This window comes from Bradyrhizobium sp. (genome assembly GCF_047605465.1).
Classification (GTDB): domain Bacteria; phylum Pseudomonadota; class Alphaproteobacteria; order Rhizobiales; family Xanthobacteraceae; genus Bradyrhizobium.
The window spans coordinates 40,347-51,726 of the sequence record NZ_JASGFS010000047.1 but is presented as its reverse complement, the minus strand read 5'-3'; the positions used below and the strand labels follow the sequence as shown (position 1 = coordinate 51,726).

Genomic DNA, 11,380 nt, shown 5'->3' with positions numbered 1-11,380 from the left:
GGCCGATGTCCTTGATGATCGAGGGCTGGATGCCCTCGGTCGGCTCGTCGAGCAGGAGCAGCTTTGGCCGCATCACCAGCGCGCGACCGATCGCGAGCTGCTGCTGCTGACCGCCGGAGAGGTCGCCTCCGCGCCGGCCGAGCATGGATTGCAGCACCGGGAACAGGGAAAACACGTCGTCCGGAATGTTGCGGTCCTCGCGCTTGAGCGGACCGAAGCCGGTCTTGAGGTTTTCCTCGACCGTCAGCAGCGGAAATATCTCGCGGCCCTGCGGCACGAAGCCGATGCCCTTGCGCGCCCGCTCATACGGCCTCAGCGCGGAGATATCGCTGCCGTCGAACATGATCGCGCCGGAGGAGATCGGATATTGGCCGACCATGGCGCGCAGCAGCGAGGTCTTGCCGACGCCGTTGCGCCCGAGCACACATGTCACCTTGCCCGGCTCCGCCGCAATCGAGACGCCGCGCAGCGCTTGGGCGGCGCCGTAGAACAGGTTGATGTCCTTGACTTCAAGCATCGCTCAGCGTCCCAGATAGACTTCGATGACCCGCTCGTTGGACGAGACCTGGTCGATGGTCCCCTCCGCCAGCACGGTGCCTTCGTGCAGGCAGGTGACCTTGACGCCGAGCTCGCGCACGAAAGTCATGTCGTGCTCGACCACCATGACGGTGTGGGTCTTGTTGATCTCCTTGAGCAACTCGGCGGTGAGGTGGGTCTCGACATCCGTCATTCCCGCGACGGGCTCGTCGACCAGCAGGAGCTTCGGATCCTGGGCCAGCAGCATGCCGATCTCGAGCCACTGCTTCTGGCCGTGGCTGAGACTGCCGGCCAGGCGGTTGCGCGCCTCGGTGAGGCGGATGGTCTCCAGCACCTTGTCGATGCGCTCGGACTCCGCCCGGCTGCCGCGCCAGAACAGCGTGCCCTTGACGCTGTGATCGACATTGAGCGCGAGCAGCAGATTGTCCTGCACGCTCTGGCTCTCGAACACGGTCGGCTTCTGGAACTTGCGGCCGATGCCGAGCTCGGCGATGCGGGTCTCGTCCAGCCGCGTCAGGTCGGTGACGCCGTCGAACAGCACCACGCCCTCGTCGGGCTTGGTCTTGCCGGTGATGATGTCCATCATCGTGGTCTTGCCGGCACCATTCGGGCCGATGATCGCGCGCATCTCGCCCGGCGCGAGCGTCAGCGACAGATTGTTGATGGCATGAAAACCGTCGAAGGAGACGTGCACGCCGTCGAGATAGAGCATTGCGGAGGTTGCGCGGGTATCCATGACGTTCATGACGCCTACTCCGCCATCTTCGGTTCGGTGATGCCGTCCTCGGCCGCGGCACTCGCGACGGCCTCGGCGGGCTGTTTTTCCTTCGACGCTTCCCACCACGAGTTGAAGGTGCCGACGATGCCCTTGGGCAGCAGCAGCGTCACCAGGATAAACAACGCGCCCAGCATGAACAGCCAGTACGGTGCCAGCATGCCCGAGGTGAAGAGCGTCTTGGCGTAGTTGACCACGACGGCGCCGAGCGCGGCCCCGATCAGCGTACCTCGCCCGCCGACGGCGACCCAGATCACCGCCTCAATGGAATTGCCCGGCGCGAATTCCGACGGATTGATGATGCCGACCTGCGGCACATAGAGCGCGCCTGCAACCCCGGCCATGCAGGCCGAGAGCGTGAAGACGAACAGCTTGTAGGATTCGACGCGGTAGCCGAGGAAGCGGCTGCGCGATTCCGCATCGCGGATCGCGATCAGCACCTTGCCGAGCTTGGACGAGACGACGGCGCGGCAGATCAGGAAGCTGACGATCAGCCCGAGACAGCTCAGCGCGAACAAGGCGGCCCGCGTCCCTTCGGCCTGCACGTTGAAGCCGAGAATGTCCTTGAAATCGGTCAGGCCGTTGTTGCCGCCGAAGCCGAAATCATTGCGGAAGAAGGCGAGCAGCAGCGCATAGGTCATCGCCTGCGTGATGATCGACAGATAGACGCCGGTGACGCGCGAGCGGAAGGCGAGCCAGCCGAAGCAGAACGCCAGCAGGCCCGGCACTACCAGCACCATCAGCGCGGCGAACCAGAACATGTCGAAGCCGTACCAGTACCATGGCAGCTTCGGATAGTTCAGGAACACCATGAAATCGGGGAGGATCGGGTTGCCGTAGACACCGCGAGCGCCGATCTGCCGCATCAGGTACATCCCCATCGCGTAGCCGCCGAGCGCGAAGAACGCGCCGTGGCCGAGCGAGAGAATGCCGCAATAGCCCCAGATCAGGTCGATCGACAGCGCCAGGATGGCGTAGCAGACATATTTGCCCCAGAGCGCGACGAGGTAGGTCGGCACCTGGAAGAACGAACCGGCCGGCAACAACAGGTTTGACAGCGGGATCAGCACGCCCAGCCCGGCGACGACCAGCAGGAAGATCGCCGCACCACGGTCCAGCGATCGCGTCAGCATATGCGGCGTCATGCTTCCACCGCCCGTCCCTTGAGCGCGAACAGGCCGCGCGGCCGCTTCTGGATGAACAGGATGATCAGCACCAGAATGGCGATCTTGCCGAGCACGGCGCCGGCGACGGGCTCCAGGAACTTGTTGGCGATGCCGAGCGTGAAGGCGCCGACCAGCGTGCCCCAGAGATTTCCGACGCCGCCGAACACGACGACCATGAAGCTGTCGATGATGTAGCTCTGGCCGAGATTGGGACTGACATTGTCGATCTGCGACAGCGCGACGCCGGCGATGCCGGCGATGCCGGAGCCGAGACCGAAGGTCAGCGCGTCGACGCGCGAGGTCGCAATGCCCATCGAGGCCGCCATGCGGCGGTTTTGCGTCACCGCGCGCATCTCCAGCCCGAGCGCCGTGTAGCGCAGCATCGCGAGCAGGATCGCGAACACGGCGAGCGTGAAGCAGAGGATCCAGAGCCGGTTGTAGGTGATGGTGATCTGGCCGAGATCGAACGCGCCGCTCATCCAGGAAGGATTGCCGACCTCGCGGTTGGTCGGGCCGAACATGGTGCGCACCGCCTGCTGCAGCACGAGCGAGAGGCCCCAGGTCGCAAGCAGGGTTTCGAGCGGTCGGCCGTAGAGGAAGCGGATGATGCTGCGCTCGATCAGGACGCCGATCGCGCCGGCCACGACAAAGGCGAGCGGCACGGCGATCAGCAGCGAATAGTCGAACAGGCCGGGGAAGCGCGTGCGGATCACCTCCTGCACCACGAAGGTGGTGTAGGCGCCGATCATCACCATCTCGCCATGGGCCATGTTGATGACGCCCATCACGCCGAAGGTGATGGCGAGGCCGATCGCGGCAAGCAGCAGCACCGATCCGAGCGAGAGGCCGTACCAGGCATTCTGCACCATGGACCAGACCGCCAGCGAGCTCTGGATCGAGCCGATCGCGCTCGCGGCCGCCTTGGTCACCGATGCCGGCTGGTCGCCCATGCCGGTGAGAAGCGCGAGCGCGTCCTGATCGCCGCGCGCCTTGATGGTGGCGACCGCCTCCAGCTTCTGCACCTCGGTGGCGTCGGACTTGAAAAGCAGGATCGCGGCGCGCGCGTCACCCAGCGCGGCTTTCACCGATTTGTTGGTTTCCTTCGCGAGCGCAGCCTCGACGGCATCGAGCGCGGTCTCCTCATGCGACTTGAACACGGACTGCGCGGCCTGCAGGCGCGTCGCCAGATCCGGCGACTGCAATGTCAGGCTGCCGAGCGCGGCGTCGACGCTGCGGCGCAGGCGGTTGTTGAGGCGGACGGCGCTGGCGCTATCGGGAACGCTGGCGACGGGCTGACCGGTCACGGCGTCGATCGACTTGCCGTCGGTGCCGGTGACATAGACCTTCTTGCTGTCCGGATCGGCCATCAGGCGGCCGTCCTGGAGCGCGCTGATGATCGGAAACGCCAGCGGACTACCGCTGCCGGCGACCACGCCGATGGCTTCCTCGGTGTCGGAAAAATCGTCGTTGGCGAACTTGGCGACCGCATCCTCGAACGGGCCGGCGAAGGCCGGCAGCGCGAACGCGATCAGGAGCAACGAGAGCGCAAGCGAACGAAGACGGGCGGACAAATTGGCTGGCACTGTGATCGACCCCGGCAGAAATGAGTGGAGAAGGCGGCGGGATCGCCGCCTTCTCCGGTCGCGCATTCGTCGGTCAGGTCCGGATCAGGAGCCGGAGCCGAGGCACTTGTTGGTCTTGACGTTGTAGTTGCCGCACTTCTTGTCGACCCAGTCGCCGACCAGGTCCTTGGAGCCGTCGAGCTCCTTCGACCAGGCGTCGCCAGCCACGAGACCCGGCGTTTTCCAGACCACGTCGAACTGGCCGTTGCCCTTGATCTCGCCGATGAACACCGGCTTGGTGATGTGGTGGTTCGGCAGCATCTTCGACATGCCACCGGTCAGGTTCGGCGCCTCGATGCCGGGAAGCGCATCGATCACCTTGTCCGGATCGGTCGACTTGGCCTTCTCGACCGCCTTCACCCACATGTTGAACCCGATGTAGTGCGCTTCCATCGGATCGTTGGTCACGCGCTTCGGATTCTTGGTGTAGGCCTGCCACTCCTTGATGAACTTCTCGTTCGCGGGAGTCTTGATGGACTCGAAGTAGTTCCAGGCGGCGAGATGGCCGACGAGCGGCTTGGTGTCGATGCCGGCGAGCTCTTCCTCACCCACCGAGAACGCGACCACCGGGATGTCCTTCGCCTTGATGCCCTGGTTGCCGAGCTCCTTGTAGAAGGGAACGTTGGCGTCGCCGTTGATGGTCGAGACCACGGCGGTCTTCTTGCCGGCCGAGCCGAACTTCTTGATGTCGGCCACGATCGTCTGCCAGTCGGAGTGACCGAACGGCGTGTAGTTGATCATGATGTCGTCCTGGGCGACGCCCTTGGACTTCAGATAGGCTTCCAGGATCTTGTTGGTGGTGCGCGGATAGACGTAGTCGGTGCCCGCCAGCACCCAGCGCTTCACCTTTTCTTCCTTCATCAGGTAGTCGACGGCGGGGATCGCCTGCTGGTTCGGCGCCGCACCCGTGTAGAACACGTTGCGCTCGCTCTCCTCGCCTTCGTACTGCACCGGATAGAACAGGATGTTGTTCAGCTCCTTGAAGACCGGCAGCACCGACTTGCGCGACACCGAGGTCCAGCAGCCGAACACGACCGCGACCTTGTCCTTTGTGATCAGCTCGCGCGCCTTCTCGGCGAACAGCGGCCAGTTCGAAGCGGGGTCGACGACGACGGCCTCGAGCTTCTTGCCGAGCACGCCGCCCTTCTTGTTCTGCTCGTCGATCAGGAAGAGGATGGTGTCCTTCAGCGTGGTCTCGCTGATGGCCATGGTGCCGGAGAGAGAATGGAGAACGCCGACCTTGATGGTGTCGTCGGCGGCCTTTGCGCCGGTCAATGAAGCCAGACCGAGCATCAGTCCGGCAGTCGCCGCGAGCACGCGGCGGCGGCTAAATGGAGCCGCTATATCGTGAGTGGAATTAAGCATGAGGTGTCATCTCCCTGACGCAGACGTGTAAACGCTGCGAAACGGCCCCACGGCCGCCTGCGCTTAAGGGAATCGCAAGAACCGTGCCATGGATTGGGCACGACTTAACGCATTGTCTTTGCTGTACAATCCGACAAGAACAGGAATTTCGACGCCATCTAGCTGCTCAAAACTTGGGCTAAAGAAATGTATGCCAATGCGGCATGCAGGTTATTTTTTAAGCAAAATGGCGCCCGTGTCTAAATTTCCGGCATAACTATTTTTGCACCGCAACGGCGAGCCAGGGGGATCTTGCCTTGAAAGCGCCCCGCCGATGTTCCATATGAAGGGCGAGACCTCCTGAGAATCAGAGGTCGTAGCGAGCCGCGTGTTCTTAAGCCCTTACGGGCCTCTGGCTTGCCCCACTCCATCAAGCCATCCGACACCCCAAACACGCAGGTGTCTTCTCGACACCCTTTTGCGCGTGCCCCGCCGACGGCGCCGGGCGCCCGCTTTTGACATGGAAAGAACCCATCTTTTGACTTCGTTTCAGGATTTCGGCCTCGCCGAACCCATCGCGCGCGCTCTTCGCGAAGAGAACTACGTCACCCCAACCCCCATCCAGGCGCAGACGATCCCGCTGGCATTGACCGGCCGCGACGTCGTCGGCATCGCCCAGACCGGCACCGGCAAGACCGCGTCTTTCGCGCTGCCGATCCTGCATCGTCTGCTCGAGAACCGCATCAAGCCGCAGCCCAAGACCGCTCGCGTGCTGGTGCTCTCGCCGACCCGCGAACTGTCGGGGCAGATCCTCGACAGCTTCAACGCCTATGGCCGGCACATCCGCCTGTCGTCGACGCTCGCCATCGGCGGCGTCCCGATGGGGCGCCAGGTCCGCGCGCTGATGCAGGGCGTCGATGTCCTGGTGGCCACTCCCGGCCGCCTGCTCGACCTCGTGCAGAGCAACGGACTGAAGCTCTCCAGCGTCGAATTCCTCGTGCTCGACGAGGCCGACCGCATGCTCGACATGGGCTTCATCAACGACATCCGCAAGATCGTCGCCAAGCTGCCGATCAAGCGCCAGACGCTGTTCTTTTCGGCCACCATGCCGAAGGACATCGCAGAACTCGCCGACGCGATGCTGCGCGATCCGGCCCGCGTTGCGGTCACCCCGGTGTCCTCGACCGCGGAGCGTATCAACCAGCGCATCATCCAGGTCGACTTCTCCGCCAAGCCGGCCTTCCTGACCAAGCTCCTGAAGGACGAGACCATCAACCGCGCACTGGTTTTCACCCGCACCAAGCATGGTGCCGACAAGGTAGTGAAGACGCTCGAGCGGGCCGGCATCGCCGCCAACGCGATCCACGGCAACAAGTCGCAGAACCACCGCGAACGGACGCTTGCCCAATTCCGCTCGGGTGAGATCCGCACCCTGGTCGCCACCGACATCGCCGCGCGCGGCATCGACGTCGACGGCATCAGCCACGTCATCAATTTCGACCTGCCCAACGTGCCCGAGACCTACGTCCATCGCATCGGCCGCACCGCGCGCGCCGGCGCCGACGGCACCGCGATCTCGCTGGTCGCAGGCGGCGAGGAGCTCAGCTATCTCCGCGACATCGAGCGGCTGATCCGGGTCGCGCTTCCGCGAGAGGATCAACGCACGGACGCCGGCCGCGAGGCCACCAACACCAAGCCCGCCAAGTCTCCTGCTGCGTCGCAGCATCGATCGGGTCGGCCGGGCCAGCGTCCGCAAGGCGCACGGCATGGCGACGGACGCCAGGGCGAGGGACGTCAGGCCGACGGCCGGCACGCCGAAGGGCGGTTTGGTGAAGGCCAGAAGGCGTCGAAAGGTTCTCGTCGCCGTCGTCGGCCCGGTGCAAAGATGAATTCTTCACCAACTGATCGTTCGGAACAGCGTCCAGCGCATGGCGCGGGCAAGCCTGATGGGATACAAGGCGTTGCCTTTTTGCGCCGCGAGAGTCGCCCCAACGGCCGACCGAACCGCAACCCATATTCAAATTAGCCGACCATCGACCTGGAGAAATTCATGGCTAAGGAAGAGCTGATCCAGTTCGAAGGACTGGTCACCGAAATCCTCCCCGACGCGCGCTACCGTGTGCAGCTCGACGCCGGGCATGAGATCGTTGCCTACACCGCCGGCAAGATGAAGAAGAACCGCATCAAGACGCTGGCGGGTGACCGCGTGACGGTGGAGATGTCGCCCTACGACCTGGAGAAGGGCCGGCTGATTTTCCGTCACAAGGACGAACGTCCGAGCACGGCCGGTGGCCCGCCGCGTGGTGCGCAGCGCGGCGGTCAATTCCGCCGCCGCTAGTCGGACCAACCCGCATACCCGCGGAACTAAAATTCCGGCCTGTATGCTGATCCGCCGTGGACCTCACGGCGGATCAAAAAAACGTGCACGTCAGGATTGTTTCGAAGGCCCATTTCCAATAAAATGAATTAATCGATTTTCGGCCGGACGACATTAGCATCCACCGGTACAGCCGGTTCAGACACGCTGACGACCCTTCCAAAATTCGATCTAACCTGCCTGCGCAAGCGGGCTCTGACATTGTGTTATCTGAGAAGGGACTACCCCCGTGAGCATGGGAACCGTGAAGTGGTTTAACGCGACCAAGGGCTTCGGCTTCATCCAGCCCGACGATGGCGGCCAGGACGTCTTCGTTCACATCAGCGCCGTGGAACGTGCCGGTCTCGGCACGCTGCGCGAAGGCCAGAAGCTCTCCTACGAGATCGTGGCCGATCGCCGTTCCGGCAAGTCGGCTGCGGACAACCTTCGCTCCGCCGGCTAAACGACCCGGGCCCTCGGCCCGGATCGAGCAGACCGCCAAAGCAAAAGGCCGTGCATGACGCACGGCCTTTTTTCATGACTGCAGCCGACGTGCGGCTTCGATCATCGCAATGCGCGATTCAGCACGACGCAGGCACGCTGTTGTAGGCGACGCAGGTCACCTGGCGCGGCCGCGTGTAGGAGGAGTCGCTGAGCGTCACTCCCGACTTCAGCACGTAGCCGACCGACGGCGTGTAGAGATAGTTGACCTCGCTCAGGATGAGATAGGTCGAGGCGACCAGAAGCGCCGACGGGACCATCGTCGTGACCTTGTCGCCGGCTTTCCGGCCCGAGGTCGTCAGCGTGGCCTGCGACGCGCCGCTCGCGATGGTCGCGGCCTTGCTCCACTGCACCGTCGCGACCTTGTTGGCGTCGACATAGATCTCGGTGATCGTGGCGTTCACGAGAGAAGCGTCGTAGGGCGTCATGATCGAGATGCTTGCCGTGAACGTATTCTGCAGGTTGGCATCGGTCACGGTGCCCGACGACTGCGAGGTCAGGTCGGACAGGGTGCGTGCGATCAGGGTGACCTTGCGATCGATCGCGACCGCAGACGAGAGCTCGACGGTGCCGAAGAACATCACGAGCATCAACGGCACGATCACCGCGAATTCCGTCGCAGCGAGCGCCCTGCTGTCGGCGGCAAACCCGCAGAGGTGAGTCCGGCTACGCCGCAAGATTTTCGCAATTGCCTGCATCGTTCTGCTCAGGTCCAACGGATTGCTAGTACGGTTCGTTCTGGAATGCGGCCGTCCCGACAAGAAGACGCTTGCTGCCGGTGACGTTCGTGATGTTGTAGCCGAGCCCGGTGACGAACAGCGGCCACTGGTAGAACAGCCGGACCACGACGACCTGGCCGGCAGTTCCGGGATTGTATTGCATCCCGCTGGTGTCGAACGTGCCGGACGACGTGATGTGGCTGTTGAGCGTCACCGATGCGAAGGAGCTGGAATAGCTCTGGACGTCGACATAGAGGCTGTTGCAGTCGAACAGCGCCGGGATCTGGCTGCAGACATAGGTCTTGAACGTTCCCTGCGTGCAGGGCGCGCTCACGCCCGACACCTGGCAGGCCGTCACCGAGCCCGATTGCGCCTGGCCGGTCAGAACGACGCGCGCGGAATTCTGCGTGATGGTCTCGAGCACCTGGCTCGCGAAGAACATGATCGCCGTCTCGATGATGGCGAACAGCAGCGCGAAGAAGATCGGCGCGACCAGCGCGAACTCGACCGCCGCGGAGCCGCGTCGGCTGCCGCGAAACCTGCGGAGCGCGGTCCGCAGCGTGAACCTCGAAGGTGCGGGCGATGGCATCGGGTAACATTCCCCAGCGGCGGCGATCATGTGCCCCCGTTCGATAGCGGAAACTGATTGTTTAAGTGTTTCAGGCGATCCGCACCCGGCGGCCCGCACCGTTAACGGCGCCTTAACCACGCAGGCCCGTGGCGCAAATCGATGGAGTTCCTTCTGCGCGCAAGAGCGCCTGCGCGGAACCAGACGGTCCCGCGCGGCAATCCTGCCGGACCATTCGGCTAATTGGTCTTCGCGGCCGTGCCGGCGTTGCCGCTGGCGTTGCTGCTCAACGAACCGGCCTGGCTCATCGTGTTGTTGAAGTAGTTGTCGCTGTCGCCGAGGGTCACACGGCGCTGGCAGATCGGCATGCAGCTGTAGGACTCTCGCTCGATCCCGCGATAGACCGTGACGAGCCGGTCGCTCGGACCTTCGACCTGGATCTGACGGTCGATCAGGATCTCGCCGCCGCGATCGAGCGCGATGAAGTTGGTGGCGCCGTAACCCTTGCCGGTCACGACGATCATTCCGCCCGGCTGGAGCGTGACATCGGCGATCAGAGGATTGCCGACCACGATGGTCGCGACTTTGCCGGGCAACCGGACCAGCTTGGCCTGATCGACATTGACGGCGATGGTATCTGCGGTGGACTCGGCAAGGCCCGCCGCCGGCGAAACCAGCGCCGCGGCCGCAACCAGAAGACAGACGCGCGCATGGCGGCGCAGCAATTCTTTACGCATACTCTTACCCCCGGGACGTCACAAACCGGCAGAAACGATTCAGAAAGCGGAGCCGGCGCCCGACTTGGCTAACCTGCCCTCAATTCGTGAACGTTCCGCAAATTCGCCGCGTATTGTTTGAACGGACGGCCGATTTTACGTCCCCGGAGCGACACGGGGCCGGCGCTAGCGCCGGAACGGGTAGGCGAGCTGGCCCGCGATCTCCTTGGGCATGGTGGCTTCGTCCTTGCCGTATTCCTGCGGCAGTTCGCCGGCCGGCATGCGGAAGGTACCGAACAGCACGTCCCAGATCGGAAACGTGCCGGCAAAATTGGTGTCACCGCCCTGCTCGAGCGCAGTGTGGTGCCAGCGATGGAAGACCGGCGTCGCCAGCACGTATCTGAAAGGCCCGAAGGTCCAGTTCAGGTTGGCGTGCACGAAGGCCGAATGGAAGGTGGTGAACGGGCCGACCCAGATCATGACGTTCGGGGAAATGCCGGCCATCAGCAGCAAGACGTCGACGCCGATGGTGCCGAGCACCAGATTGACGGGGTGAAAGCGCGCCGCGGAGATCCATCCCAGCTCTTCAGAGGAATGATGGATGGCGTGGTACTTCCAGAATCCACCGCCGTGGAACAGCCGGTGCAGCCAGTACAGCATGAAATCGGACATGACCAGGAACAGCACGGCCTGCGCCCACAGCGGCAGCTGCGACAGCGGGCCGTGGCCGTTGTCGTAGAAGGCGATGAGGTCGTCCGCATCGTGGATGTTGAAGACGACGCCGGCGCCGACGATCAACAGTCCGATCCGCATGGTGCGGGCAAACACCGGGACGAAGAACCAATAGCAGATGTCGGTGAGGATCTCCCGCTTGCGCCACCACGGCTCGCCGGGATTGCAGGCCCAGAAATGCTCGAGCACGGTGAAGACGACGGCGAGCCCGAAGGTGATGGGGACGATCTTCTCGATGGTCTCGCCGAGCATCAGGGCGACTTGCATGGGCAGGCTCGACATCATCGTCTCTCTTTCGAAGTTCCGGTCTCCCCTACGCCTACTCCGTGAAATTTAAGGGAGGG

At 63.6% G+C, this 11,380-nt stretch carries 12 protein-coding genes; 3 read left to right on the top strand and 9 right to left on the bottom strand.

Annotation, left to right across the window (positions count from 1 at the left end; translation table 11 throughout):
* From QM712_RS26670 to urtA, 5 genes are all read right to left on the bottom strand, one after another.
* A partial coding sequence (locus QM712_RS26670) for an ATP-binding cassette domain-containing protein (protein ID WP_415026134.1) occupies positions 1 to 517 on the bottom strand: 517 nt, incomplete at its 3' end.
* A gap of 3 nt (positions 518 to 520) precedes the next feature.
* Positions 521 to 1,282 (bottom strand): urea ABC transporter ATP-binding protein UrtD, encoded by a 762-nt coding sequence (gene urtD / locus QM712_RS26665; RefSeq protein WP_415026133.1) that lies wholly within the window; start codon positions 1,280 to 1,282, stop codon positions 521 to 523.
* 5 nt (positions 1,283 to 1,287) lie between these two features.
* On the bottom strand, positions 1,288 to 2,457 hold the full coding sequence (urtC, locus tag QM712_RS26660; protein ID WP_415026132.1) for an urea ABC transporter permease subunit UrtC: 1,170 nt from the start codon (positions 2,455 to 2,457) through the stop codon (positions 1,288 to 1,290).
* The gene (gene urtB / locus QM712_RS26655; protein WP_415026131.1) at positions 2,454 to 4,061 is read right to left on the bottom strand and encodes an urea ABC transporter permease subunit UrtB; all 1,608 of its coding nucleotides are present in this window, start codon (positions 4,059 to 4,061) and stop codon (positions 2,454 to 2,456) included. The genes urtC and urtB overlap by 4 nt, the downstream gene beginning before the upstream one ends.
* 84 nt (positions 4,062 to 4,145) lie before the next feature.
* Entirely contained in the window at positions 4,146 to 5,393 is a 1,248-nt protein-coding gene (gene urtA, locus QM712_RS26650) for an urea ABC transporter substrate-binding protein (protein WP_415026135.1), read from the bottom strand.
* A gap of 571 nt (positions 5,394 to 5,964) precedes the next feature.
* Here urtA and QM712_RS26645 point away from each other — a divergent pair.
* The 3 genes from QM712_RS26645 to QM712_RS26635 all read left to right on the top strand — a co-directional run bounded on the left by QM712_RS26645 (position 5,965) and on the right by QM712_RS26635 (position 8,263).
* On the top strand, positions 5,965 to 7,470 hold the full coding sequence (locus QM712_RS26645; RefSeq protein WP_415026130.1) for a DEAD/DEAH box helicase: 1,506 nt from the start codon (positions 5,965 to 5,967) through the stop codon (positions 7,468 to 7,470).
* 24 nt (positions 7,471 to 7,494) lie between these two features.
* Entirely contained in the window at positions 7,495 to 7,782 is a 288-nt protein-coding gene (gene infA, locus QM712_RS26640; protein WP_415026129.1) for a translation initiation factor IF-1, read from the top strand.
* Positions 7,783 to 8,050: 268 nt separating this feature from the next.
* Entirely contained in the window at positions 8,051 to 8,263 is a 213-nt protein-coding gene (locus tag QM712_RS26635) for a cold-shock protein (RefSeq protein WP_008131892.1), read from the top strand.
* 118 nt (positions 8,264 to 8,381) lie between these two features.
* On the opposite strand, the gene QM712_RS26630 is transcribed toward QM712_RS26635, so the two are convergent.
* The 4 genes from QM712_RS26630 to QM712_RS26615 all read right to left on the bottom strand — a co-directional run bounded on the left by QM712_RS26630 (position 8,382) and on the right by QM712_RS26615 (position 11,318).
* On the bottom strand, positions 8,382 to 8,999 hold the full coding sequence (locus QM712_RS26630) for a TadE/TadG family type IV pilus assembly protein (RefSeq protein WP_415026128.1): 618 nt from the start codon (positions 8,997 to 8,999) through the stop codon (positions 8,382 to 8,384).
* A gap of 25 nt (positions 9,000 to 9,024) precedes the next feature.
* Positions 9,025 to 9,609, bottom strand: a complete 585-nt coding sequence (locus QM712_RS26625; protein WP_415026127.1) for a TadE/TadG family type IV pilus assembly protein — start codon at positions 9,607 to 9,609, stop codon at positions 9,025 to 9,027.
* A gap of 218 nt (positions 9,610 to 9,827) precedes the next feature.
* Positions 9,828 to 10,325 (bottom strand): pilus assembly protein N-terminal domain-containing protein, encoded by a 498-nt coding sequence (locus QM712_RS26620; RefSeq protein ID WP_415026126.1) that lies wholly within the window; start codon positions 10,323 to 10,325, stop codon positions 9,828 to 9,830.
* Positions 10,326 to 10,490: 165 nt separating this feature from the next.
* Positions 10,491 to 11,318 (bottom strand): sterol desaturase family protein, encoded by an 828-nt coding sequence (locus tag QM712_RS26615; RefSeq protein ID WP_415026125.1) that lies wholly within the window; start codon positions 11,316 to 11,318, stop codon positions 10,491 to 10,493.
* Positions 11,319 to 11,380 lie beyond the last annotated feature (62 nt).

Excerpts from the sequence above, each read along its gene's own strand:
- urtD (WP_415026133.1), bottom strand. The coding sequence starts at position 1,282 with ATGAACGTCATGGATACCCGCGCAACCTCCGCAATGCTCTATCTCGAC.
- urtC (WP_415026132.1), bottom strand. The coding sequence starts at position 2,457 with ATGACGCCGCATATGCTGACGCGATCGCTGGACCGTGGTGCGGCGATC.
- urtA (WP_415026135.1), bottom strand. The coding sequence starts at position 5,393 with ATGCTCGGTCTGGCTTCATTGACCGGCGCAAAGGCCGCCGACGACACC.
- QM712_RS26645 (WP_415026130.1), top strand. The coding sequence starts at position 5,965 with ATGGAAAGAACCCATCTTTTGACTTCGTTTCAGGATTTCGGCCTCGCC.
- infA (WP_415026129.1), top strand. The coding sequence starts at position 7,495 with ATGGCTAAGGAAGAGCTGATCCAGTTCGAAGGACTGGTCACCGAAATC.
- QM712_RS26630 (WP_415026128.1), bottom strand. The coding sequence starts at position 8,999 with ATGCAGGCAATTGCGAAAATCTTGCGGCGTAGCCGGACTCACCTCTGC.
- QM712_RS26625 (WP_415026127.1), bottom strand. The coding sequence starts at position 9,609 with ATGCCATCGCCCGCACCTTCGAGGTTCACGCTGCGGACCGCGCTCCGC.
- QM712_RS26620 (WP_415026126.1), bottom strand. The coding sequence starts at position 10,325 with ATGCGTAAAGAATTGCTGCGCCGCCATGCGCGCGTCTGTCTTCTGGTT.
- QM712_RS26615 (WP_415026125.1), bottom strand. The coding sequence starts at position 11,318 with ATGTCGAGCCTGCCCATGCAAGTCGCCCTGATGCTCGGCGAGACCATC.